Source organism: Pseudomonas sp. M20, assembly GCF_045037865.1.
Lineage (GTDB): Bacteria > Pseudomonadota > Gammaproteobacteria > Pseudomonadales > Pseudomonadaceae > Aquipseudomonas.
In genome coordinates, this window is record NZ_CP173611.1 from 6,506,304 (window position 1) to 6,531,662 (window position 25,359).

Genomic DNA, 25,359 nt, shown 5'->3' on the forward strand with positions numbered 1-25,359 from the left:
ACACAATTCTCCGTGACGGCGCAGACCGAGCCTGCGCCGGGATTGTCGGCACTCAGTGCAAGGCTTGCTCAGCCTTCTGGATCGCCGCGAACTCTTCCTCCGGCGTGCCTGCTACCAAGTGATGTCGACTGTAGAACGCAAAGTAAGCAATTAACACTCCATAGATGACGGCGGCACCGATTACCACCCGTGGGTCGACCAGGAAGCCCGCGACCACGGCGATGCACGCCAGCACCAAGGCCACGCCGGAGGTGAAGATGCCGCCCGGTGTGCGGTACGGCCGGTCCATTTTGGGGCGGCGAATCCGCAAGGTGATGTGCGCGGCCATCATCAGCACGTAGGAAATGGTTGCGCCGAACACCGCTACCAGAATCAGCAGATCGCCCTGGCCGGTCAGCGACAGGCCGAAACCGATGATGCCGGGAATCACCAGCGCCAGGACCGGTGCCTTGCTTTTATTGGTTTCGGACAGTTTGCGTGGCAGGTAGCCGGCCCGGGACAGCGCGAAAATCTGCCGCGAGTACGCGTAGATGATCGAGAAAAAACTCGCGATTAGTCCGGCCAGCCCCACGAGGTTGACGAAACTGCCCATCCAGGTCGAGCCGCCATAGGCTCTGCTCAACGCCTCGACCAACGGGTTGCCGGAGGTCAGCAACGAATTGGCACCCGCACCGCCGGGACCGACGATGAGAATCAGCAGGGCAAACATCAGAAGCACCAACATGGCGCCGATCAAGCCGCGCGGCAGGTCACGTTTGGGGTTTTTGGTTTCTTCGGCGGCCAGCGGCACGCCTTCAACGGCAAGAAAGAACCAGATCGCATAGGGAATCGCCGCCCAGACGCCAACATAACCGAATGGCAGAAACGGACTGGCACCCGCCGCGGCAGTGACCGGAATGTCGAGCAGGTTGGCGACGTCGAAATGCGGCACCATCGCCACCAGAAACACCCCCAGCGCCAGCGCGGCGACGGCGGTGATGACAAACATCAGCTTGAGCGCTTCGCCGACCCCGAAAATGTGGATGGCAATGAAAATGATGTAGAAGGCCAGATAAATCATCCAGCCGCCGATGCCGAACAGCGATTCGCAGTAGGCACCGATGAACACCGCGATAGCCGCAGGGGCAATGGCGTATTCGATGAGAATCGCGGTGCCGGTGAGAAACCCGCCCCACGGCCCGAATGCACTGCGGGCAAAACCGTAGCCACCGCCAGCGGTAGGGATCATCGAAGACAACTCGGCCAGAGAAAAGCACATGCACAGGTACATGGTGGCCATCAGCAGCGTCGCCAGGAACATGCCGCCCCAGCCACCCTGTGCGAGGCCGAAGTTCCAGCCGGCATAGTCACCGGAAATCACGTAGGCAACGCCCAGGCCCACTAGCAGTACCCAGCCGGCGGCACCTTTTTTCAGTTCGCGTTGTTGAAAGTAATCCGATCCGACTTTTTCAAAGTCGACGGAGGCGCCGGTCGCCGGAGCGCCAGCCGGGGATTCGCTAGGCATAGGTTTCACCGTTCTTATTGTTTTATTGGCCCGATCATTCCGTCAGGAATCATGGGGTTGAAAGGCACACAGCTTTCGCGAGCAGGCTCGCTCCCACATTGGCGTTGTGTCGAGTCGAACATTGCAGGTGCACGCAGTTCCCTTTGGGAGCGAGCCTGCTCGCGAAAGCTATCTGAGGGGCGATGCAGAAACGACTGCCTCGCCCCCGATCCGCTTAGAAGAAGCCCAACGGATTGATGTCGTAGCTCACCAGCAGGTTTTTCGTCTGCTGGTAGTGATCGAGCATCATCTTGTGCGTCTCACGCCCAACACCAGACTTCTTGTATCCGCCAAACGCGGCATGCGCCGGATACAGGTGGTAGCAGTTGGTCCACACGCGGCCAGCCTTGATCGCGCGACCCATGCGGTAGGCGCGGTTGATGTCGCGGGTCCACAGACCGGCGCCGAGGCCGAACTCGGTGTCGTTGGCGATCGCCAGCGCTTCGGCTTCGTCCTTGAACGTGGTGATGCTCACCACCGGGCCAAAGATTTCTTCCTGGAACACGCGCATCTTGTTGGTGCCCTTGAGCAGGGTCGGCTGGATGTAATAACCGGTCGACAGATTGCCCTCGAGTTTTTCTACCTTGCCACCGGTCAGCAACTCAGCGCCTTCACCCTTGGCAATTTCCAGGTACGAAAGAATTTTGTCGAATTGCTGCTCGGACGCCTGCGCACCGACCATGGTGTCGGTGTCCAGCGGATCGCCACGTTTGATTTGCAGGACTTTCTTCATCACGACGGCCATGAACTCGTCGTAGATCGATTCCTGTACCAGTGCGCGGGAAGGGCAGGTGCAGACTTCGCCCTGGTTGAAGAACGCCAGCACCAGACCTTCAGCGGCTTTCTCAATGAAGGTCGGCTCAGCCTGCATGATGTCTTCGAAAAAGATGTTCGGCGATTTGCCGCCCAGTTCCACGGTCGACGGAATGATGTTTTCGGCGGCGCATTTCATGATGTGCGAGCCGACCGGGGTCGAGCCCGTGAAGGCGATCTTGGCGATGCGTTTGCTGGTCGCGAGCGCTTCGCCGGCTTCTTTGCCATAGCCCTGAACAATGTTCAGCACGCCTGGCGGCAGCAAATCACCGATCAGTTCCAGCAACACGGTAATGCCCAGCGGGGTTTGCTCGGCAGGCTTGAGCACCACGCAGTTGCCCGCTGCCAGCGCTGGCGCGAGTTTCCACGCGGCCATCAGGATCGGGAAGTTCCACGGGATGATCTGACCGACCACGCCCAGCGGTTCATGAATGTGATACGCCACGGTGTTGCCATCGATTTCGGCGGCGCTGCCTTCCTGGGCGCGCAGGCAGCCAGCGAAGTAGCGGAAATGGTCAGCGGCCAGGGGGATGTCGGCGTTAAGGGTTTCGCGGATGGCTTTGCCGTTGTCCCAGGTTTCGGTGATCGCCAGCAGTTCGAGGTTCTGTTCGATGCGATCGGCGATTTTCAGCAGGATCAGCGAGCGCGCCTGCACGGAGGTCGCGCCCCACGCGTCGGCAGCGGCGTGGGCGGCGTCCAGTGCCTTGTTGATGTCTTCGGCAGTGGAGCGGGGGAATTCGGCAATCGGCTGGCCATTCACTGGCGAGGTATTGGTGAAGTACTGACCTTTGACAGGCGCGACGAACTCGCCGCCGATGTAGTTACCGTACTTGGCTTTGAACGAGACTTTGGCGCCTTCAGTACCGGGGTGAGCGTAACGCATGATGATGTTCTCCTTGGCTTTGTACTTATTAGAGAAACGCGCAAGTGCGCTTGCTATAAGCGTAGAGCAAAGGTCGGGCCACTGCCGTGCAGCGCAGGTAAATCAAGGGCTTGGCAGGTTTTCCTCGGACGAGTGGATTTTGCCTGTGACGGTTTCGGTACAGTTGGGGTGACAGTTTGTACCGCTTTCGGTACAGCTGATGACCGGGCAGTCTTGCCAGCATTGCAATGCGTCGGTGGCTGGAGGATGCTGGGCGTCACCTCAGCATTGGGCCGTCGAGCCTCGGGGAGAACAATAAGAAATGCACGACAACCATTTGAGTCGCCATGCCCGACAGGTTCTCACCGCAACCCAGGGCAAACCGCACCTGTACGGACCCGGTGCCGATCCGTCGATTGCCCGTTCGTGGCTGCGCTGTCTGGAGGACTACCACCTCGACCCGGCGCTGAGCATGGCGCCAACCGTGCTCGAACACGGCCGGGTACTGGAAAGCCGCGAACGTCTGCAGCAGGTTCTACAGATCGCCGGCAATGAAATGAGCAGCCTGCATCAACAACTCTCCGGCGCCGGCCACGCGGTATTGCTGACCGACGCGCGCGGGGTGATCCTCAACTGCGTCACCGCGCCGGCCGAACGCAAGATCTTCGAACGCGCCGGTCTCTGGCTGGGTGCCGACTGGAGCGAAGCCTGCGAAGGCACCAACGGCATCGGCACCTGCCTGGTTGAACGTCAGGCCCTGACCATTCATCAGGATGAACACTTTCGCGGTCGCCACACCGGCCTGACCTGCTCGGCGAGCCCGGTGTTCGACCCGCATGGCGAACTGCTGGCGGTGCTCGACGTGTCGTCGGCGCGCCACGACGTTTCGCGGCAGAGCCAGTTCCACACTATGGCGCTGGTCAATCTGTCGGCGAAGATGATCGAGAGCTGCTACTTCCTGCGCTGTTTCGATAACCAATGGTTGCTGCGCTTTCATCTGCAAGCCGAATCGGTCGGGTTGTTCAGCGAGGGCTTGCTGGCGTTTGACGGGGAAGGGCGGATCAGCGCGGTCAACCAGAGTGCGCTAAACCTGCTCGGGCATATTCGTGGCGGCTTGCTCGGTAAACCGGTCGAGGCGTTCTTCGATTGTTCGCTGGATGAGTTGCTTGGCCGCGCCAGTGCCCATGCCAGTGCCAGTTGGCCGCTGCGCACTCGTGACGGGAGGCATTTATTTGCCGTGCTGCGCGGTGAGTCGCGCAAAGCTGTACCGATGGCCGCGACGCCGGCTGTGGCGCAGGCGCCGCGCCTGTCGGGTATCTGTCTCGGTGATGAGGCGTTGCAGGCAGACTTCTGCAAAGCCCTGCGCGTCTTCGAACGTGATGTACCGCTGCTGATCAACGGCGAAACCGGCTCCGGCAAGGAAGCTTTCGCCAAGGCTGTGCATCAGGCCAGCCAACGCTCCGCCAAAGCCTTCGTTGCGCTCAACTGCGCGGCCATTCCTGAAAGCCTGATCGAGAGCGAACTGTTCGGCTATCGCGGCGGCAGCTTCACCGGCGCGCGCAAGGACGGCATGCGCGGCAAGCTGCAGCAGGCCGATGGCGGGACGTTGTTCCTCGATGAAATCGGCGACATGCCGCTGGCCTTGCAGACTCGGCTGTTGCGAGTTCTGGAGGATCGTCAGGTGGTGCCGATCGGCGGCGAGCCGGAGTCGGTCAACGTGCGGATCATCAGTGCCACCCACCGCAATCTGCTGGAGCGGGTCGCGGATGGCAGCTTCCGCGAGGATTTGTATTACCGGCTCAACGGCCTGGAAGTGGCGTTGCCGGCATTACGCGAGCGTAGTGATAAATCGCAGTTGCTGGATTTTCTGCTGGCCGAGGAGGCGGGCGGTGAAACGATAGTCATCGAGGAACCGGCGCGTCAGGCTTTGCTTGCCTTTAATTGGCCGGGCAATGTGCGGCAGTTGCGCAATGTGCTGCGCACGTTGGCGGCGTTGTGTGATGAAGGGCGGGTCGGGATTGAGGATTTGCCGGTGATGATTCGGCAGGGGCGTCCAGTCCTTCCGCCAACCGAGTCTGGCGAACACCCACTGGCTGACGCCGAGCGGATTGCCCTGCTTAAAACTTTGGAGCAGACGCGGTGGCATATGACGCAAACGGCTGAGCAGCTTGGGGTCAGCCGCAATACCCTTTATAGAAAGCTGCGTAAGCATGGGATTGAGCGGCGAGTCAGTTAGAAGGCCCTCACCCTAGCCCTCTCCCAGAGGGAGAGGGGACTGACCGAGTCGCTCTACTGATCTACGCCGACCTGAGTTACAGAGCCGAACTCAAGGATTTGAACGCGACCGAGATCGGCTCCCTCTCCCGCCGAAAAGTGGACTGGCCGAGTCAGATCTACTGATCTACGCCGACCTGAAATATCGAGCCGAACTCAGGATTTGAAAACGACGCAGATCGGCTCCCTCTCCCTCGGGAGAGGGCTGGGGTGAGGGGCCGCAATCTACAGGCGAACCCAAATGCCAGGCCAAACCAGCCCCGCCCCTCAGCTAAAGAGTGCGATTTCCCCTTCCCTACGCTAACCTGCGGCCATGTTTTACGAGGTCGACTATGCACATTCATATTCTGGGTATCTGCGGGACTTTCATGGGTTCCATGGCGGTGTTGGCCAAAGAGCTGGGCCATCACGTGACCGGCTCCGACGCCAACGTCTATCCACCGATGAGCACACAGCTTGAAGCCCAGGGCATTCAGCTGACGCAGGGTTATGACCCGGCGCAGCTCGATCCGGCGCCGGATCTGGTGGTGATCGGCAACGCCATGTCGCGCGGCAATCCGGCGGTGGAATATGTGCTGAACAAAGGCCTGCCGTATGTGTCCGGCCCGCAGTGGCTGGCTGACCACGTGCTGCAAGGTCGCTGGGTGCTGGCGGTTGCCGGTACGCACGGCAAAACCACCACCAGCAGCATGCTCGCCTGGGTCCTGGAACATGCTGGCATGAGCCCGGGTTTCCTGATCGGTGGCGTGCCGCAGAATTTCTCGGTATCGGCACGTCTGGGCGGCACGCCGTTCTTCGTGATCGAGGCCGACGAGTACGACAGCGCCTTCTTCGACAAGCGCTCGAAATTCGTTCACTACCGTCCGCGCACCGCGATCCTCAATAACCTTGAGTTCGATCATGCCGACATCTTCCCGGATCTGCCGGCGATCGAGCGGCAATTCCACCACTTGGTGCGCACCATCCCGAGTGAAGGCCTGGTTATCCACCCGACTACCGAGCCGGCCTTGCAACGTGTGATCGAAATGGGTTGCTGGACCCCGGTGCAAACCACCGGTGCCGGCGGTCAGTGGCAAGTCAAACTGCTCAGCGAAGACGGTTCGGCGTTTGAGGTGATGTTCGAAGGCGTGTCGCAAGGCACCGTCGAGTGGGAGCTGACCGGTCAGCACAACGTCGCCAACGCATTGGCCGCTCTGGCGGCGGCGCGTCATGTTGGTGTGGTGCCGTCGATGGGCATCGCCGGGTTGAGTGCGTTCAAGAACGTCAAACGCCGCATGGAGAAAGTCGCCGAAGTCCGCGGCATCACCATCTACGACGACTTTGCCCACCACCCGACTGCGATTGCGACCACCCTCGACGGCCTGCGCAAACGCATCGGCGACGCGCCACTTATCGCGATCATCGAGCCGCGCTCCAACTCGATGAAGCTCGGTGCCCACCGTGACGGTTTGCCGGACAGTGTGGTCGATGCCGACCAAGTGATCTGGTATGCGCCGGCCAACCTCGGTTGGGACTTGGCCGGCACCGCCGCGCTGTGCAAAGTGCCGTCGATTGTCAGCGATTCGCTGGAAGGCATCATCGAACGCGTGAAGAGCCAGGCCCAACCCGGCACGCACGTGGTGATCATGAGCAACGGCGGCTTCGGCGGCTTGCACGGCAAACTCGCCGAGGCGCTGCAATGAACACTCGTTTTGAGAGCAATGGCCCCGAACGCATTACGCTGGCGATGACCGGCGCGTCCGGTGCGCAGTACGGTTTGCGCCTGCTCGATTGTCTGGTGCGGGAAGACCGCGAAGTGCATTTCCTGATTTCGAAAGCTGCACAACTGGTCATGGCTACGGAGACCGATGTCACGCTGCCGGCCAAGCCGCAGATGATGCAGGCATTCCTGACCGAATACACCGGGGCCGCCGCCGGGCAGATCCGCGTGTACGGCAAGGAAGACTGGATGTCGCCGGTCGCCTCGGGGTCGGGCGCTCCGGCGGCGATGGTCGTGGTGCCGTGCTCCACGGGCACGCTATCGGCGATTGCCACGGGCGCCTGCAACAACCTGATCGAACGCGCCGCCGATGTCACTTTGAAGGAGCGTCGCCAGTTGATTCTGGTGCCGCGCGAGGCGCCGTATTCGAGCATTCATCTGGAGCACATGCTCAAGCTGTCGAACATGGGCGTGACGATTCTGCCGGCCTCGCCGGGGTTCTATCACCAGCCGCAGACCATCGACGACCTGATCGATTTCGTCGTGGCGCGAATTCTCAATCTGCTCGGTATTCCTCAGGACATGCTGCCGCGTTGGGGCGAGCATCATCTGAGCAGTGATGAATAAGCTGCTGTTGATCGGGCTGGCGTTGTTGCTGAGCGGGTGCGCCACGGCACGCACGCTGGATGCGGCCAAACCGGGGGCACCAGTGGTGTACTCCGGGACGCGGCTGGATTTGTACGCAATGAATGGCGGGTGCTGCGCGATGGATCGGTTCGGGGCTGAAGCGCCGAGTTATCCGGGGGTAGATCTGCCGGCGAGTGCTTTGCTTGATACGCTGTTGTTGCCGCTGTCGTTGCTCACGGTGATTGGCGTGAGTTTTCAGGCAACTGGCGGATTGTAGGGAAGCGCTGCGCACTCCATTCGCGAGCAGGCTAGCTCCCACAGGGGGACGCGGTGCAAATGTGGGAGCGAGCCTGCTCGCGAAAGCTTTCTTCCGGGCGCTATAGATTATTTGCCGAGCTTGCGCAAATCATCCGACTCGATCACCCGCACACCATCCTGCTCTTCCAGCGCCAACCGCCACATCGCCCGCGCCAATTGGCAGGCCTCGATGCCACGGTATTTACCCGGAATCAGCTTCGACAACGGCCCGGCCAGTTGCTCGGCCAGACGCGGTTCAGTCCGCTCACCCAACAACAGCGATGGCCGGCAAATGGTCAGTTGCGGCCAGTCCTGCGCACGCAACGCCTGCTCCATTTCGCCTTTGATACGGTTGTAGAAAACCGATGATTTCGGATCGGCGCCAATCGCGCTGATCACAATCAGATGCCGCGCACCCATCTCCCGCGCGCGTTTGGCGAACGCCACGACCATGTCCAGATCCACCGCGCGAAACGCCGCTTCCGAGCCGGCCTGCTTGATCGTGGTGCCGAGGCAGCAATAGGCGATATCGACGCGGCCGCTGAGCTGCGGCAGAAACGCCTGCGGATCCCCCACCGGGTTTTCCAGGTGCGGATGTTCCGCCAAGGGTCGACGCGAAGGGGCGAGCACGCGAGAAATCGTTGGCTCGTTGAGCAAACGGTCGAGTAGATGTTCACCGGTCAAACCGGTGGCTCCGGCAAGCAATACGTGCTGAGGCGTCAAGTACATAGTGTCTCTCCCTTGATACTGTTCAGCTTAGTTGCTCTTTATCGCCCCGTCGTTCAATGCAGCACTTTGCAAAGCTTTTCTTGCTTGCTGTTTGCGCAGCAGTTGCCAGTGCGCCAGCACGGTTTTCGGCGCCCAGATCTGCGGCTCTGACGCCTCGAAATTGTCCGCCAGTTCACGCTCGGCGACGTTGGCCTTGGCCAGTTTGAAGGCTTGCTCCAGATCATCGGTCTGGTTCAGCGCTTGGGCGAACAGCGCATCACCGAAGTAGGTGAAGTTGGCTTCTTCCGAGCAGCCGAAGGACACCCGGTCTGCGCGCGAGGCGGTCATGATCAGCGTGCGCTCGTCTTTCAGCGCCGGGATGAACCCGCCGGAGTAGCACGAAGAAATCACGATGATCTTGTCGCGGTTTTTCAGCGGGGCGAGCACGGCGGCGAGTTCGTCGGCGGGCAGGTCGGCCAGCTCCATGCGTGGCTGGTCGAGCACCAGTTCATGCTCGGCGGTGCCGTGGCTGGTCAGGTAGATGAACAGCAGATCTTCCGGGCCGCTGCGTTCGGCGAGGGTTTGCGCGGCGCGGCGCAGGTTCTCGCGGGTGGCCATCGGCCGGTCGCCGAGGTGGTCACGGTGGTTGACCAGACGGATCTGGCCATAGGCACCAAAGCGCGTGTTGAGCATGTTGGCGACATAATCGGACTCGCGCAGGAACACGCTTTGCTTGCCGTCGCCACCGAGGGTCAGGGTGTACAGCTCGACCGCCGGGGTCGACGCGGGGATGGCGGCCAACGCGTCTTCGAGCAGGCGACCCTGAGCGAGCAAACCGAGTTCGAGGGTGTCGGGCAGCAACTTGCCGTCGGCGTCGCGCACGCGCTGGCCGTTGATCCAGGTGCCACTCATGACGCTGCCATCGGTGAGCACCAGCGTGCCGCGTCCGGAGTAGCTGTCGTTGTCGAAACCGCCAATGTAGAAGCTGCCATCAGACAGGTTCAAACGGCCCTGCCCGCTGAAGCGCCAGTCGCTGAACGCGCCGATGTAGTGGCTGCCGTCGGCACCGATCAACTCGCCCTTGCCGGTCAGTGCGCCTTCCTTGAACTGGCCAAGCCAGACATCGCCGTCAGCGTTTTCGTAACGGCCTTTGCCGTGCAGCTGATTGTTCTTGAAGCCGCCGACATAGATGTCGCCGTCAGCGCTGTTGAACGTACCGTTGCCTTCCAGCTGACCGTTGACGAAATGCCCGGTGAATGAATTACCGCTGGAGTCGCCGCGCTGACCCTCGCCGTTCGGTTTGCCGTGGGCGAACTGGCCCTGATAGGAGCTGCCGTCGTCCATTTCCAGACGACCGAGCCCGGAATACTGGTCAGCCTTGAATTCGCCACGGTAGGTCATGGCGTTTTCTTTCAGGGTGCCTTCGCCGTCGCGGCGGCCTTGCTTGAAGCCGCCGGTGTAACTGCTGGCGTTGGTGGTCAGGCGGCCCTGGCCGTCGAACAGGCCTTGCTGGAACTGCCCGCGATAGATCTCGCCATTGCTGCCATGCCATTCGCCCTGACCATGCCACTGGCCCTTGTCGAACTGCCCGGCATACCAACTGCCGTTGGGGTAGTCGACGCGGCCCTGACCTTGCAGCAAGCCATCGACCAGTTCACCGCGATAGCGTCCGCCATCGGGCAGGCGCGCATCCGGCGGCAACAGCGATTCGCCGTCGCCGCAAGCGGTGAGCATCAGGGTCAAGGCAAGGGGTGCAAGACGTGCAATTGAGCGCATAGCGGGATCCGGGCAATTAGGCGACCGAGTATGCCGCAGCTATGTGAACTAATGCAGCCGGTAAAACCAGTGTTGACGCGAAACAGCGTGCGCTGCTTCGCATCCGGAACGATTACACGAAGCAGAGCGACAGTGGCTCGGCGATATAGGCCGGTTTTTCCGAGCCTTCTATCTCCAGTGTCGCGGTGGCTTTGAGCAGCCACTGGCCAGGCTTTTTCTCGGTCACTTCGCCCAGATCGACCTTGAGCCGGACTTTCGAGTTGACCTTGACCGGCTGGATGAAACGCACGCTGTCCAGGCCGTAGTTGACGACCATCTTCACGCCTTGCGGCAGGATCAGGATGTCTTCCATCAATTTCGGGATCAGCGACAACGACAGGAAACCGTGGGCAATCGTGCTGCCGAAAGGCGTCTGAGCGGCTTTGACCGGGTCGACGTGAATGAACTGATAATCACCGGTGGCTTCGGCGAACAGGTTGATGCGTTCCTGATCGATGGTGAGCCATTCGGAACGTCCGAGTTCCTTGCCGACATAATCTTTGAGCTCTGCAACTGGAACATAGGGCATTGAGACTCTCCTTGGGTTCATCGGTTTTATAGTTTTTCAGGTGGGGGGATTTGACCTCCCTGCGAACCACTGTAGATCATCATGGCGATTTGCTCCGGTCAACCGACCATGCTTTTGGCGAATGCCGATTCATAGCGCAGGCGTGCTTATAATGCGGGCGACTTGCACAGTGGAAAGTAAGACGGAGATGTCGGATGTTGCTACGTGGCCTGACCCTGCTGGTGCTGTTTCAATTGCTCGGTACGGCGCTCAATCATTTGCTGTTGCCGATACTGCCAGGGCCGATCATCGGTCTGTTGCTGTTGCTGGTTTTCCTGATTGTTCGCGGTGAAGTCGGCGAGCCGCTGAATCTCGCGGCCGGCAGTCTGCTGCGTTATCTGCCATTGCTGCTGGTGCCGCCGGCGGTGGGTGTGATGGTTTATGCGAGCGACATTGCCGCGGATTTCTGGGCGATTGTCGGCGCGCTGGTGCTGTCGTTGATCCTGTCGATGGCCTTTGCCGGCGTGCTGATGCAGCGCCTGGTCAAACGTCACGCGCCTGCGTCGGAGGAGTCCTGATGCTTTTCGACTGGCAAGGGGCGTGGGCTTCGGTGATTCATCACCCGCTGTTCGGCATCGGCATTACCCTCGGTGCCTATCAACTGGTGCTGGCGGCGTTCGAGAAAACCCGCTGGATCTTTCTGCAACCGGTGCTGGTCTCCATGTTGTTGGTGATCGGCGTGCTGGTCGGCTGCGGCCTGACCTACGCCGAGTACCGCAAGAGCACCGAGATCCTGAGCATTCTGCTCGGCCCGGCCACCGTGGCGCTGGCGGTACCGCTGTATCTCAACCTGCGACGTATTCGGCAATTGTTCTGGCCGATTTTTACTACGCTGGTGATAGGCGGGGTGGTCGCCACGGGCATGGGCGTGCTGCTGGGCTGGTGGTTCGGTGCCGAGCACATGATTCTGATGACCATGGCGCCGAAGTCGGTGACCTCGCCGATTGCCATGCTGGTGGCCGAACAAATCGGCGGCGTTGCGGCGCTGGCGGCGGTGTTCGTGCTGATCACCGGGGTGATCGGCGCGATCTTCGGCCCCGCGCTGCTGACCCGCCTCGGCGTGCACAGTCCCGAAGCGCGAGGCATGGCGCTGGGCATGACCGCCCACGCGGTCGGCACGGCGGTGGCCATGCAGGAAAACGATGAGTGCGGCGCCTTCGCGGCGCTGGCGATGAGTCTGATGGGCGTGGCCACGGCGGTGTTCCTGCCGTTGGCGGTGTCGATGGTGGTGTAAGGAAATGTCTATGAGTCTGCCGCTTTTCCCGTTGAACACAGTGCTGTTTCCCGGCTGCAACCTCGATCTGCAGATCTTCGAGGCGCGTTACCTCGACATGATCGGCCGCTGCATGAAACAGGGTGGTGGCTTCGGCGTGGTGTGCATCCTTGACGGCCACGAAGTCGGTGTCGCGCCTGAGGGTTTCGCGCTGGTCGGCTGCGAAGCACGGATTACTGATTTCCAGCAGCAGGACAATGGCTTGTTGGGGATTCGCGTGCAGGGTGGGCGGCGCTTCCAGGTGTTGCGTACTGAAGTGCAGCGCGATCAGTTGATCCTCGCCGATGTCGAGTGGCTGGATGACGAACCCGAGCAACCGCTACAGGACGAAGACGCTGACCTGGTGGCGCTGCTCAAAGCCTTGGCCGAGCATCCGATGGTTGAAGCGCTGAACATGGGCACGGATGCGCTCGGTCAGCAGTCGCTGGCCAATCAGTTGGCCTATCTGCTGCCATTCGCCGAAGAGGACAAGGTCGATCTGCTGCAACTCGACGACCCACAACAGCGGCTGGATGCGATTCAGGCATTGCTTGATGAGTTGCAAGGCGAGCTGTTTGCCTAGTTGTACTTTGAATTAACTGGCCGACGTTGCCAGCATTGTCTTGCTGTTGTCTTTGTCTTAACTTCAAGTTGCCCCGCAGGACGCGGGCAATTTGAATAACAACAAGGATAAACACATGACTGTCTATGAAGATGAACGGGCGTTTTGGGATGACATCGCCGGCAAGTATATTTTGAAACATGCCGAAACTGACCATAACGTCGACCACGTCATTGAAGCTGCCTCAACGTATGCCGACCGGATGGTGTTGGCCCGGCGTAAACGAAAATCTGAAAAAGTCCCCGTCGGTGATGTTTCGCGGATGTCGGTAACCGCCGCTATCGCCGTCTGATCATTTTCCTTTTTCAACTTTGCCTGTCGTTGCAATCTGGTGATGACAGGGCGTTTACAGGTGGGCAACTTAATGTCTTTAGCAAACATAAACAGCAACGCATTCACGGCGCATCTTTATCTTGATGGCCGCCCCGTGGTGCTTAATCAACAACGTCTGCAGCAGGTTCTGCGCGACCTGCGCATAACCCAGAGCGAAAAACTGGATGCCGAAGTAGGGCTGGCAGATCTGCGGGTTTCCAGTTTCATAACGCTGGCCGACCATGAGGAGGATAAACCGCTGTTGTTGAAGTTCGTCCCTCAGGGCGACCAATATGCCATCAGCCTTGTGCAGTCGGGGACGTTCGATGGCGCACGGTTATTCATTGAGGACAAGACACATAACCTGTTGGCCAGCACCAGTGCCCCCGCGCAGTACTTTTCATTCAGTACCTATGGTGTGAGCAAGGCTTCTCTGCGGCATATCGAACCGGGGCCGGCGTATCTCGAATTGATCAGCGAGCCGAATGACAAGCCTTTATATCGAAATACAAGCAGCGGTATGAGCACCTTCCTGAATAAAGATCCCAATCAGACGGAGCATAATGCGTTCAATAACAAACCCGCAAAATTCGTGATCAAGGTACTCAAGTAGCGTAAATCCGCTGTTCAGTAAAAGGCGCCATTCATCACTAAAATGAATGGCGCCTTTTTCACGCTCGGTAATGTTCGGCCACGGGCCAGGTCACATCGTTGGAAAATGTGTTTTTGCCTTTGGCCAACGTCAACACGACGCCACCGGAGCGGGCTATCTGATTTATCAAGTCGTCATAAGGCGTGGTCCCATGCGTGTAGGCGTCGTACGCATCGGTTCCCGCCCACGTGGCTTTCTCGATCGCCTCAGCGCGGTCACCGGCCTGCACTAAAATATCTTCGACTCTGGCCGCGCGGCTCAGGTCCGAACTCACCAGCCAGATCCGTTCTGCGCTGATACCTCGCGTTGGCATTGATATCCGACCCTCCAGTACATCCCCGTCAAAATCCCTGTCGTTCAGGTAGATATTTTCCACCCGGGGTACCACTTCGATGCCGCGCGTGTCGATGACATAAAGGAAGCCAAGCAGTTGTCTGCGTCGGAGCAATGGATAGTCGCGCGAGTTGTCCATTTCAAACGATGTTTCTGATTCGTTAGCCGAACTGTGTCGGTTTCCGCTCGACGAATCACTGTCAGAGAAATGCCCCGGATAGCGGTTGGCCTGGCTGTTGTAGTGCCGAGGGTTGGAATAGTAATCAAACCCCATGTAGGTCAAACCATTGGCTGCACCGAAGGTCGCGCTGAAAGCCGATTTGGTCGTGGAGTCAGAAGGGTTGCCCCTCAACTTTACCAAGCGTTTGTCTCGAGCCAGTTCAAAAGGCGTTCGCATATCAGCGCGGAACATGGCCGGGATGTCTGTTCGGTAAAGATAGTCATGCTGATTGCGCTGGTAGCCGGCATGTTCCAGATAGCCTTTCAGGAAGCTTTCCTCATAACGTTGTTCGACGGGAGGCAAGTCATAGGTATAGCTTTCGCCTTCCTCTCGGAGTCTGAGACTGAAAGGGCCCAGTTCTTGTGCTATCAGGGCAAACCGCTTGTCATCCAGCGTGTTCTGAGTCAATCGTTTGTGGTGTTCGGCCCATTCAGGGAAGTGGCCGTGCTCCATGTCCAGTCGCAGGCGGTTTTGCTGAGCAATGCTCAAGTTGTAGCTGCGCAGGATTTGCGAACGCTCATCTTTGGTTTTTTGCGGATAAGACCATCTCAGTGAGTCGGTCAAAAAGGTGTGGATATCCGGTTCGTTGTAGCGCGTGGCCCAGTCGGGTGCTTTTCCTGAAGATTCAGCTTCGATTCGAAATGCCAGGGCCTGCGCACCTTCCAGGCGATAGACGCTCCAGATATCGCCATCGCTCCAATGTGCCAGTTTCAAGGGAATGGCGCTGTCTCCCCGTGCCTCAATGGGATCAACGCGAATCAAACGCCTTTTTTCATCGGTGAAGGCGAAACCTGCATCTCTGGCCGTTACTTTGAATTCAGTCCAATTGCCATACGGGCCGGAGTGCTGCAACGCCACCTGTTGGTGAACGGAGTAGTACCCTTGTGCATCGGCGGTATGAGACGGGACGTATTGCCGGGGGTCATAGTATTCAATGGGTTTCTTCAGGCTCCAGAGATTACTGTCGGACACTCGATAAAGCGGTGGCCCTGAGGGAGTCCGCTCACTGGGCAACCTGGCCCGCCAGGTCTTGATCAAATCGTGGAATGCCACCATCACCGTCAGCCCGGAGGCTGATCCATCTTCGTTGGCGACGTCCGCGAACTGTCGCCCTTTGTAGGTCTTCAGTCCGTCTGCCTCGTGGGGCAAAGAGGCGTCGACATGCTGGAAGTACGGTTCCAGAGGCGATTTTGTTGGCGAACGCGCAGGCGTCTGCGCATCGGGCATCCGTGTAATCGTAATGCTGGGCTCGACGCTCGCGGTGCTGCTGGGAGAACCGTCGGTGTTCATGCCCGGTAACTCGCTCGAACTGGCCGTTCTGAGGCGGCCAGGCAAACGTGAATCCAGATCGAATGGCCGATCGTAGGGCGCAGGGCGGGGTGTCGATGTGCCGGGTATTTCAGTTGTAGGGGAGGGGCGCAGAGGCCCGGGTTTCTGGCGCATAAAAGTCACTCCATGTGATTGAGTCAGCCATCCCTTGGCTGAATTGTGTTCAAGGCCGGTCATGCTCGGCAACCGGCCAGGTGATGTCATTAGCGAACGTCGTGTCGCCTTTGGGCAGATCCAGTATCACGCCGCCTGAACCTTTGATTTCGTCGATCAGGCTGTCATAAGCGTTACTGCCAAAGTGCCCGGCGGCTCGACTGTCGGTTCCCGCCCAGGTGGCCTGCTCAATAGACGCTACACGGTCACCCGCTTGCGCCAGTACATCGTTGACTCTGGCAGCGCTCGTCAGGTCGGAACGCACCAGCCAGATCCGCTCGGCGCTGATGCCGCGTGTAGGTGTGGAGATATGTCCTTCCATATCATCGAAGAGAAACTTGCCATTGCCGGGATTGAACGCCTTGTTCTCCGCCCCCGGCACCACTTCCAGGCCTCGGGTATCGATGGCGTAGACAAAGGATGTCGTTTGCTGGCGACGTCTGGACTCATAGCCTTTCGAATCATCGAAAACAAAAGAACTGTCGGAGTCGGCCTCGTCGCCGGTTCGTTTGCCCTCCGACACCGAACTGCCGCCCGAATCGGAAGACTCCCCGCTACGTCCTTTGGACGACTGCGGATTCACGCCGGGAAAACGGTTGGCCTGCGAGTTGTAATGCAGCTCGTGATAGAAGCCGCCCTTGGTCGCCGCGTAGGCGGTGGCGTCGTGCAGTCCGAACGTTGCACTCAAGGCGCGCTTGTTCGTGGTGCCCGTGGGGTTGCCTTTGCGGTACATCATCCGGCCGTCCCGGGCCAATTCGAACGGTATGCGGGTTTCGCCTCGGAACATCGCCGGGATGTCGGTGCGGTACAGCATGTTGTGCCGGGTTCGCTGGTAGCCGAGGTGGGTCGCATAGTCGGCTAAAAAAGCCTCGCTGTAGCGGCTGGCAGGCCAATGATGATTGAGCGCCAGCCCTTGGGTTCGCAAGTCTTGAACATAGTTTTCCAATTCTTCGCCGATCAGTTTGAAACGCTGTTCATTGCTCGTGTCGAGGGTGAGCCGTTTATGTTGTTCCGCCCACTGCGGCATCTGGCGGTTGATCAGTTCTGTGCGAAGCTGGCGCAACTGGGCTTTGCTCAGGTTATAGCTGCGCAGTAACGTCAGGCGCTGTGCGAATGTCAGCAGTGGATGCCGCCACTTCAGTGATTCGGCGACATGTTGGTAGTCTTCGGTGTTCTGCGCTCGCAGCGCCCACGACGGTGGCTGGCCGGACGTTTGTGCCTGCTCGCGGAAGTCAGCCAGACGCGCGTCATCCACGATGTACATCTGCTGAATGTCCTGATCGGTCCAGTGTGCGAGCTTCAGTGCTGGCGGCATCGGAGTGCTTGCTCGCGTCGGGTCGACGGCGATCCAGTGATGGCTTTGATCCTTGTAGGCGTAACCCAATGTCGGCAATTCTTCGCTCGAGGACCGGCGACGAAATTCATGAAGCCCATCGGCACTGGCTTGTGCGGAAAATGAATAATCGTCGGCATTGAGATAAGTCAGGTGTCGATCCAGGCTCCAGAGATTGTCGTGGATCGTTCGATAAACCGGCGGGCCCGGCGCTAAAACCCTGAACGACATGACTCGGTACGTTTTGAGTTGCGCATCGTATTGGACACACACGTGATGCCTGCCCTCAGTGCCGGGGAGTTGCACATCGACCCAGTCCCTGGCGAGGTAACTGCGCAGGCCGTCCGCATTCGGCGCTGGCATGTCGCCGAAGTACGGATGGGCGTAATCCTCAAGTGAACTTGCCGAAAAAAATCGCGTGTCCGTGCCGGTAACCGGTGAAGTGCTGACTTCGATTGCCCGGGATATTGATCGGGACGTGCCCGGCTCATCCTGGCGCGGTCGTTTCGGCGACGAGGGCACATCGGGCGAGAGCGCGCTGCCGCGGGCAGGCAGCAGCGGGGTGTCGGTTGAGCGGTCTCGCGGCGGCGATGCGCGGGTCGAGGACTCGACGGGGGGAGACTTGGGCCGTGGGCCCGGTTTTTGTCGCATCGGCTGTCACTCCCTGTGGATTCGTCAGCCATCCATTGGCTGAATTGAACATGCGTCGGTGTGAGTATCCACTCACACCGACGCTCGGTTATTGGCGTCTGGCCGCTCAGGCTTTGGCGGCGGGCGAGATCTGAAGATCTTGCGGCTTGAGTCGCGCCACAGGGGCACTGTCGATGCCCCAGTACTTTCTCACGGAGTTGTAAAACACCGTGCCGGATTTCCCGGGGGCAAAACCAATGTTCGTGACATGAACTTTCGCCGCCAGTTCGTTGCGCTGCAGGTGCAGATCGATGTCGGCCACCAGCGCTTCGACACTGGCATACCCACGGGCATCGATGACGTACAACTGAAGCACTTCAAACAGCAGGGAGACTTCATAAACGTTGCCTGCCGACGTCACCACGCTGATGGATTCCACCGGGGCGTCATCGTCGACCTCGGGCAATTCGATGGTCACGCTGGCGATGTGCAGGCGGTTGCCCTCCAGTTGAATATCTTCGCGCACGACCCGTTCTTTCAATGTGCGGGTATACAGATTCCAGATGGAGGCGTCGGCGGTTTTTGCCGTGGCGCCTGGTGTCGAAAGACGAACGATCGAGTTGCTGGCGAGATGCACGTCATAGGTCGAACTCTGGCCCTCAAGCACATAAATTCCGGTATGCGATCCGGCTTCAATGGTGATCCGGCTGGGCTGTGCAGTCAGCGCTGGCTTGACGCTCGCCAGCGGTCTGACAAAGCGATAACTGCCATTGCGTCGCTTGAGGAAACTGCGGGTGCTGCGCACGCGAGTGCCGGGATTTTTTGCATCGTCTTCATAGTCCATCTGCGGAACTTGCAGTCGGTACGAAACCTGATCCTGCATGATCAACACCACGTCTTGCATCAGCTGTGGCGTCGTGACTTTCAGGCTGTTTCTGCCGCTGTAACCGGTGGCAGCCGAGAGGGGTTGAACGACACTTTTGAAGGTCAGCACTTTCGACGGCAACAGCACAGACAGGTTGATGTCCCGGTAGTACAGATGAGTATTGCCCGAGACACCTTTGCGCACCTCCACTTCATAGGTGAGCAGGGCGTCGACAATGTCGGCGTCGTTGTAGGCCAGAAAAACCGAGCGCGATGTTTCGGCTGTATTGCGCCGCGCAACAAACGCCACCGGACGAGCCGTGTGTGAGACGTAATGTCGCTTCATACCTTCTTCCGCAATCTCGACAGTGCCACCGTTGACGATGTGTACGGCGGGGGCGGGCTGGCCAATCACGGTCACAGCGGGTTCGATCGTGTGAGTCGATGCATCGTCCAGTTGCCTCGGCAGCTGAGCCAGAAGCTCAAAGCCATCCTGGGTTCTGAACGTGAACTGAGCATTCTTCAGTTGGCGCTTGCCGTCGATCCACTGATAGACATTTTCGACGGTCAACTCATGCTCGGGATCGTCACCGTCCTTGCCGCGCAGGGAGCTGACCACCAATGACGTGCCGATGATCTGCCAGCGCTGAATGATGTCCGCCGGCCAGCCGAATTCGATCAGGCTCGACTGCTCGCCGTCCTCGACGAGGGTCGTGCGCGCATTGCTGCTCGCGATGTAATAGCGGTCCGCGCCACTGCCGCCCTCCACCCGACAGTCGAGTCCGTAGATGGCAATCGTGTCGTCGCCAGCGCCGGTGGAGATGCGGTCGTAACCGTTGGCGGTAATCCGGTTGGCCTCGGCGTTGCCGGTTACCCGGCTGGTGCCTCTGCGCAGTGTCGAAACGTTTTCAATCGAGGTGAGTTGCGCGACGTCAACGGTATCGACGGCGGAATCAAGACCACGCAGGGCCAGTTTGCCGCTGTGCAGGTTGATGTCGTGGCCGATGTTTCGTGTATCGCTGATCGGGCGACTGCCTTCGAAGGCCAGTGTGTCGGAGCCGGCACCACCATCGAGCACGCTGAGGTGCGCCGGTTTGCCGGTGCGGTTCAACTCTTTTTCGCTGACGTCCTGGTAAAACGCATCGTTCTTGTCACCCCCGGTCAGCGCTTTGTGATCGTCGCGATAGGTGAACAGGTTGGGTTTGTTGCCGACACCGATGACCCGGTCATTGCCGCTGCCCAGGCGCCAGAACACGCCTTTGTCGTCACCGGCGCTACCGGATATTTTGCCTTTGAGGCCGGCGGGCAAACCGTTGCCGGCATCGATCACATCGTCGCCCTCGACAATGGCTGCCTGGCTGTCGAGTTTGAATGGCTGTTCGCCTGCGCTTTCATCCCATCGGTAGCGCCAGAGTTTCACCGGCTTGAGTTCAACCTGGAACGCGCCGTTGATCACGTGTTCGATGGAGTGCTTGTACGCGCCTTGCAGCATGTCCTTGGCCGACACGTCGAGCTGCTTCTGGTAATCATCAAAGCCCTTGGAGAGTTTGAAGCGATCCATGACCTCCTTGTCCAGTTCCTTGCCGGTGAAGGCGAACCAGCCCGAGCGCGTGCGTTCTTCGAAAGTCAGCTCAATGTAGTCATCGATGTCGTCCACCACCCGGGCGGCTTGATAGATGATCGAGGCGGCGATGAGCAAACCGGCGGCGACTAGGCCGACAGGGCCGGCGACGCTACCGAATCCCGCCAGCGCGGCGACACCCAGCACGAGGCTGATGCTCGCTCCCGCTACGCTCAAGCCGCCGCTGACATAGTGGTCCTGAGCTACTTTTCCCTGCGACGCAGCGGCGGCATTGAACGATTTGACGGCGTCGGTGATATCAAAGGGCAAAGTGATTGCGCTGGCGAACATTCCGGCGCCCCGGCTCATGTATTTGCCGACGGATGTACGCGGGAAGTACTTCAGCGTATTGCCGCCATTTCTGAGCATGTATTCACCGCCCTTGGCCAGCCCTCGCTCGATGATCAACGAGCCGAATTCGGCGGCGATGGAGCCGCCCTGGAAAAGCGCTTCCAGCTTTTCGCCGGCCTTGATCGCATCAATCATGGCTCTGTAACCGCTGTAGATGCCAAACGCCTGCATGCCCACGCCGGCGCCGCTCATCAGATAGCTTTTGTTTTTGCTGATCCAGCCTGGCGCGTTTGCCAGTGCGTCGACACGATGGATATCCAGTTTTTGCGCAGCCTTGCCCAATTGATTCAGGCGATCCATGGCGCTGCCGGGATCGATGACGGTGTCGGCGACGAACAGCGGCGCGGCATCGACGGAGCGCTTGCAGGCGATTTCATAGAACAGCATGGCCGCCTCGCCGCTGTCGGCAATGTCCACGGATTTCAAGCGCGCCTGCACCTTGTCCGCGTCGAAGTTGAGCCCGTCGAGAAACGCTTGATCCGCTCGTTGCAGACCGGCATTCGCCGGGCTGATGGGCTGGCCATTGATCGTTGCGCCCATGGCCTGGAGTTCGACCCGGCTGGTCATCACCTCGCCGATGCGCAAAGGGCCGAAGTGTTTGTCGAGGGATTTGAGCGTGCGCCGCCAGGACGCGCCGGCGTCAGTGTCAGTGTCAGTGGCCGGCGTTGCGGCGTTGAGCGTGCCGGCCGCAGGTGCATGGGCATTGTCCGAAGCACTGACAGGGGTGACCTGAATGGGGCTGACGCTGGACATCTGCAGGGGCGGGGAAAGCATTTTTGACATGTCATTAATCCTTTAATGAGGTGTGTTGATTCCGGTGTCCGTACCGGTTTTTTACGGGTTCTGAGTCGTCGGCGTATGCACGTCTGGCCAGCTGATGTCGTAGGCAAATTCGTTACCGTTGCCCGACAGCCTGAGCACGGGCTTGCCTGCGGCCTCGGTCTTGTCGATCAATTGGTCGTATTCGAATTTGTTGCGGTGTCCTGCATGGGTGGCGGCTTTGATGCGCTTGGCGCTTGCGCCGGCCTGCTCCAGGAGGTGGTCGATCTGCACCGCTTTGGTAAGGGAGGAGTTCAGCAGCCAGATACGATCTGACTCCAGACCGCTGCGGGTCACCGAAACCAATCCTTCGAAGTCATCGGACGGAAACCAGGTCGTGGGTGTCTTGATGGCCTCTGAATTGAAACTCATGTTTTCTTCGTGGGGGACGACTTCCAGTTGGCGTGTATCCAGGACGTACAGAAACATTTCGTTCTGCTTTTCGCGGGTGCGTCTGTAATTTCGTTCGTAATTCCATGGGACCGAAGTGCCCGGGTCAGACCAATCGGAAGAGTCGATGCTGTCGGTGTCACTGGCGTTGTTGGCATCATTTGAGTCACTGTCCGAGGACGATTCGTGCCTTTCGCGTCCGGGGTATTTGTTGGTCTGACGGTTGAAGCGCAAGTACTCAGGATCCGGGGCGCTGGCATACATCTTTCCTTCTTTGAGACTGAAGGTAGCGCTCATCGGCTTGTGCGTCGTGGCGCCGGGCTTGTGGTGATAGCGCGGCAGCATGAAACCGTCCTTGGCGAGCTCGAAGGGCGTGCGTTCATCGCCGCGAAACAGCGCCGGAATGTCTGTGCGGTACAGGCAATTGTTCTGGTTGCGTAAATAGCCGAGCCTGTTCAGGAGTGCTTCACGCACCTCGCGCGTCAGGCTGGCCTTTGGGCTGTACCAGTCATGCCGGGCATCGCGTTTGAGGTTGAGGTCCTCGACGGCGGTCTGGCTCCACTGCTCGAGGCGCTGGGGATTGTTGACCTCTTCAGTCAGGCGTTTGTGCGCCTGAGCCCACTGCGGGAAACCTTGCCCGCTCGTCATCTCCTGCTGCAGGCGCAGCAATTGGCTGGGCAGCAAATTGTAGGACTGCAGTAATGTCTTGCGTTGTTTCAGGGTCATGTCCGGATGCAGCCAGCGCAAGGCATTGTTCGCGAGTTCTTTGGGCGGAGAGTCGCTGGAAACCGATTCGACCCAGGGCGGCGCTTTGCCGATGGCGTGTGCCTCGGCGCGTAACCGTGGGATATCCGCACCTTTAATGTCGTACAGCAGCCAAATCTCCTGATCGGTCCAGTGTTTCAAGTGCGTGGGTTCTGCACCGAATCCTGCGACGGGGGGATCCACTTCGAACCAGTTGGCGGAGCTGTCCTTGAACGCAAACCGGATGTCGGACTGGCTGGTACTGCGCGTCGGGGTGAACTCGTAATAGCCTTGGGCATCCGGCGAACGTGACGAGACGGTGTAGCGGCTTTTATCAAAGTAGGTCGGCAGGCGCGCCGGGCGAGGTCGTTTGACGGGCTGTTCGGTCAAGCGCCAGGTCGGCCGACCCTCATTCTTGTACAGACGCGGGCCGGAAGGCTGGCGTTCGGTCAGCAGTTTGCTGCGGTAGACGCCGGACGCGTCAAGGTCGACATGGGTCGTGTGCAGGCTGCCTTCCCATTCGACGTCGGCGAATCGACGCCCGACGATCCAGCGAATGCCGTCGTCGTCCGCCGGTTTCATCCCGCGCAAAAAGTTTTCGTTCAGCCAGTAATTGTCCAGCGACCCGGCGGCAATGGTCTGGCTTTGCATTGGCATGTCGCGGATAACCACGGCGGGCGTCTGGGGCGTATCCGCTCCCGTGCGGGCGCTGCCGGGCTGGAGCGGCGTTGCGTAATCAGGCAAACCGGACAGTCGATAGCCGGCGGCCGCTCCGGTGGTGAGCGGTGTGTCGGGGCTGCTGATCGGGTCTGATTGTTGAAGTGTGGAATATGGACGTTTACGCGGTATTTTCGGACTCATGACTGACTCGAAATCAACTGATCAATAAATCCCCGAAAGTTTGTAAAACTGTCTTAGGGTTTTTATGAACAGTCATTAAGTTGAAGGGTGAGCGAGTCAATCTAATGGTTTTTCAGATGAGTGAAAGCAGTGAGTACCTTGCGTTGCGTTAAATGTGTAACTTGGATTTTTAGGGCGTATTGAACGGGGTTTTTTCATCGGGTAACTAGGGAAAAGTTACCGTGGAAGAGAAAGTTGGAGTGAGGTAATAGCGCTGCTCTCGTCGGAAACTTCCTAAAAGAGCAGCGTGGAGACATTAAGGGTTGTTAGCGCTTAATTAATAGGCATAGCGCAACAGCGTGTGAGGCAAGTGTCGAAGCACAAAGAAACCGAACATCGCCACCATGGCCGGCAAAATCAACCACCACACTTTGAATGGCATGGGATTAAGGGCCGTCGAGCGCTGGCTCAGCCACAGGCTGGCGGCGCAGACGCAACTGGCCAGCATGGCACCAGCCAATACGTCGGTCGGCCAGTGCGCGCCCAGGTAGACCCGCGACAAGGCGATGGCCAGTGCAGGGATGCAGCCGATCAGCAGCCAGGTCAGGCGCATACGCGGCGGCTGGCCACGGCCCGCGAGTACGGCCAAGGTCAGAAACAGTGCGAAGGAACCTGAGGCATGGCCGCTGGGCATGCTGTAAGTGGTCAGCGGATCGGTCAGCACTTCCGGGCGCACCCTAGCGAAGAAATACTTCGTCCCGGTGTTGGCCAGCGCGGTCACCAACAGCGTGCCCACCGCGAACAGCGCTTGGCGCCATTGGCGGCACACTAACAGCAGGGCGACGAGCAGCGCGCTGAACATCAGCATGTTGCGGAATTCGCCGATCAACGTCAGCGTGACGGCCACTTCGTCCAGTACCGGCTGGCGATGCTCCTGCACCAGCGTCATCACGCCTTGATCAAGCGCTGTCAAATACGGATAGCCGATGAACAGCCCGATCAGAATCAACAGGCTCATGCTGCTGATCCAGATCGTTGCGCGGCGGTGACGGCGCAGGCTGCTGTTCACACTGAGGCCGACCATTGCCGCAATACTGCCGGCGACAATCCCGGCTTGCAGCCAGAACCCCTCAGGCAATGGCAGCCGGAAGGCCGCGCCGGTGGCCCAGCCCGGCAGCAGATAGGCTAGGCTCCAGCCAGCGGCGGCCAGCAGGCTGACAGCGGCGAAGCGGGGGAAGGGCATGTCGCACATGCCGGCGACCATGGGCAGCATCGGCCGCAACGGTCCGATAAAGCGACCGACCAGCAGGCTGGCGATGCCGTAGCGCTGGAAATACGACTCGGCGCCAGCCATCCATTCTGGATGATGACGCAGTCCCGGCAGACGACGGATGTTCTGGTGAAAGTGGCGGCCGAGGAAATACGAAACGGCGTCGCCGAGAATCCCGCCTAGAAACCCCAGCAACAGGGTCTCGCTCAGCGACAGTGCGCCGCTACCGGCCAGAACGGCGATGGCAAACAGCAGCACCGTGCCCGGTACGATCAAGCCGGCAATCGCCAGGCATTCCACCATAGCAACAATGAACACCGCAGCAGCCAGCCATTGTGGATTGGCCGCCAGCCACCCGGTCACGCTATCGAGCCATGGGCCCATACCAAAAAACTCCAATCATTGATTAACCCGGCAG

General features: G+C 59.4%; 19 protein-coding genes. 9 read left to right on the forward strand and 10 right to left on the reverse strand.

Annotated elements, in window-relative coordinates:
• Positions 1-52: 52 nt before the first annotated feature.
• The gene (gene eat, locus ACI514_RS29020; RefSeq protein WP_160059562.1) at positions 53-1,504 is read right to left on the reverse strand and encodes an ethanolamine permease; all 1,452 of its coding nucleotides are present in this window, start codon (positions 1,502-1,504) and stop codon (positions 53-55) included.
• 214 nt (positions 1,505-1,718) lie between these two features.
• A complete protein-coding gene (locus ACI514_RS29025; RefSeq protein WP_405122803.1) occupies positions 1,719-3,239 on the reverse strand; it encodes an aldehyde dehydrogenase family protein in 1,521 nt (506 codons plus the stop codon).
• Between the two features lie 301 nt (positions 3,240-3,540).
• Between ACI514_RS29025 and ACI514_RS29030 the strand changes: the two genes are divergently transcribed.
• The 4 genes from ACI514_RS29030 (at position 3,541) to ACI514_RS29045 (ending at position 8,095) form a co-directional block, all read left to right on the forward strand.
• Positions 3,541-5,454 (forward strand): sigma-54-dependent Fis family transcriptional regulator, encoded by a 1,914-nt coding sequence (locus tag ACI514_RS29030; RefSeq protein ID WP_405122804.1) that lies wholly within the window; start codon positions 3,541-3,543, stop codon positions 5,452-5,454.
• 370 nt (positions 5,455-5,824) lie between these two features.
• Entirely contained in the window at positions 5,825-7,174 is a 1,350-nt protein-coding gene (gene mpl / locus ACI514_RS29035; protein ID WP_077574683.1) for a UDP-N-acetylmuramate:L-alanyl-gamma-D-glutamyl-meso-diaminopimelate ligase, read from the forward strand.
• Positions 7,171-7,818 carry a flavin prenyltransferase UbiX gene (gene ubiX / locus ACI514_RS29040; protein ID WP_034153751.1) on the forward strand — a complete coding sequence of 216 codons (648 nt, stop codon included), beginning with the start codon at positions 7,171-7,173 and terminating at the stop codon, positions 7,816-7,818. Before mpl ends, ubiX begins: the two co-directional genes overlap by 4 nt.
• A complete protein-coding gene (locus ACI514_RS29045) occupies positions 7,811-8,095 on the forward strand; it encodes a YceK/YidQ family lipoprotein (protein WP_160059560.1) in 285 nt (94 codons plus the stop codon). Before ubiX ends, ACI514_RS29045 begins: the two co-directional genes overlap by 8 nt.
• A gap of 107 nt (positions 8,096-8,202) precedes the next feature.
• Here ACI514_RS29045 and ACI514_RS29050 read toward each other — a convergent pair whose 3' ends face one another.
• The 3 genes from ACI514_RS29050 to ACI514_RS29060 all read right to left on the reverse strand — a co-directional run bounded on the left by ACI514_RS29050 (position 8,203) and on the right by ACI514_RS29060 (position 11,167).
• Positions 8,203-8,844 (reverse strand): oxidoreductase, encoded by a 642-nt coding sequence (locus tag ACI514_RS29050; protein ID WP_160059559.1) that lies wholly within the window; start codon positions 8,842-8,844, stop codon positions 8,203-8,205.
• Positions 8,845-8,871: 27 nt separating this feature from the next.
• Positions 8,872-10,599 (reverse strand): C13 family peptidase, encoded by a 1,728-nt coding sequence (locus tag ACI514_RS29055; RefSeq protein ID WP_405122805.1) that lies wholly within the window; start codon positions 10,597-10,599, stop codon positions 8,872-8,874.
• Between the two features lie 112 nt (positions 10,600-10,711).
• On the reverse strand, positions 10,712-11,167 hold the full coding sequence (locus tag ACI514_RS29060) for a MaoC family dehydratase (RefSeq protein WP_064390755.1): 456 nt from the start codon (positions 11,165-11,167) through the stop codon (positions 10,712-10,714).
• 194 nt (positions 11,168-11,361) lie between these two features.
• Here ACI514_RS29060 and ACI514_RS29065 point away from each other — a divergent pair, with 194 nt between their 5' ends.
• The 5 genes from ACI514_RS29065 to ACI514_RS29085 all read left to right on the forward strand — a co-directional run bounded on the left by ACI514_RS29065 (position 11,362) and on the right by ACI514_RS29085 (position 14,005).
• Positions 11,362-11,724: a CidA/LrgA family protein gene (locus ACI514_RS29065; RefSeq protein ID WP_160059557.1), complete on the forward strand. Its 363-nt coding sequence runs from the start codon at positions 11,362-11,364 to the stop codon at positions 11,722-11,724.
• Positions 11,724-12,440 carry an LrgB family protein gene (locus ACI514_RS29070; protein ID WP_077574679.1) on the forward strand — a complete coding sequence of 239 codons (717 nt, stop codon included), beginning with the start codon at positions 11,724-11,726 and terminating at the stop codon, positions 12,438-12,440. The genes ACI514_RS29065 and ACI514_RS29070 overlap by 1 nt, the downstream gene beginning before the upstream one ends.
• A 10-nt stretch (positions 12,441-12,450) precedes the next feature.
• A complete protein-coding gene (locus ACI514_RS29075; RefSeq protein WP_160059556.1) occupies positions 12,451-13,041 on the forward strand; it encodes an LON peptidase substrate-binding domain-containing protein in 591 nt (196 codons plus the stop codon).
• Between the two features lie 115 nt (positions 13,042-13,156).
• Positions 13,157-13,372 carry a hypothetical protein gene (locus ACI514_RS29080; RefSeq protein ID WP_160059555.1) on the forward strand — a complete coding sequence of 72 codons (216 nt, stop codon included), beginning with the start codon at positions 13,157-13,159 and terminating at the stop codon, positions 13,370-13,372.
• A gap of 72 nt (positions 13,373-13,444) precedes the next feature.
• The gene (locus ACI514_RS29085; protein WP_405122806.1) at positions 13,445-14,005 is read left to right on the forward strand and encodes a hypothetical protein; all 561 of its coding nucleotides are present in this window, start codon (positions 13,445-13,447) and stop codon (positions 14,003-14,005) included.
• A 58-nt stretch (positions 14,006-14,063) separates the two neighbouring features.
• On the opposite strand, the gene ACI514_RS29090 is transcribed toward ACI514_RS29085, so the two are convergent.
• From ACI514_RS29090 to ACI514_RS29110, 5 genes are all read right to left on the reverse strand, one after another.
• Positions 14,064-15,887 carry a hypothetical protein gene (locus ACI514_RS29090; RefSeq protein WP_405122807.1) on the reverse strand — a complete coding sequence of 608 codons (1,824 nt, stop codon included), beginning with the start codon at positions 15,885-15,887 and terminating at the stop codon, positions 14,064-14,066.
• A gap of 202 nt (positions 15,888-16,089) precedes the next feature.
• Positions 16,090-18,063, reverse strand: a complete 1,974-nt coding sequence (locus ACI514_RS29095) for a hypothetical protein (protein WP_405122808.1) — start codon at positions 18,061-18,063, stop codon at positions 16,090-16,092.
• 106 nt (positions 18,064-18,169) lie between these two features.
• Positions 18,170-21,661, reverse strand: a complete 3,492-nt coding sequence (locus ACI514_RS29100) for a calcium-binding protein (protein ID WP_405122809.1) — start codon at positions 21,659-21,661, stop codon at positions 18,170-18,172.
• A 51-nt stretch (positions 21,662-21,712) separates the two neighbouring features.
• Positions 21,713-23,692, reverse strand: a complete 1,980-nt coding sequence (locus ACI514_RS29105) for a hypothetical protein (protein ID WP_405122810.1) — start codon at positions 23,690-23,692, stop codon at positions 21,713-21,715.
• Between the two features lie 316 nt (positions 23,693-24,008).
• A complete protein-coding gene (locus tag ACI514_RS29110) occupies positions 24,009-25,325 on the reverse strand; it encodes a bifunctional DedA family/phosphatase PAP2 family protein (protein ID WP_160059549.1) in 1,317 nt (438 codons plus the stop codon).
• Positions 25,326-25,359 lie beyond the last annotated feature (34 nt).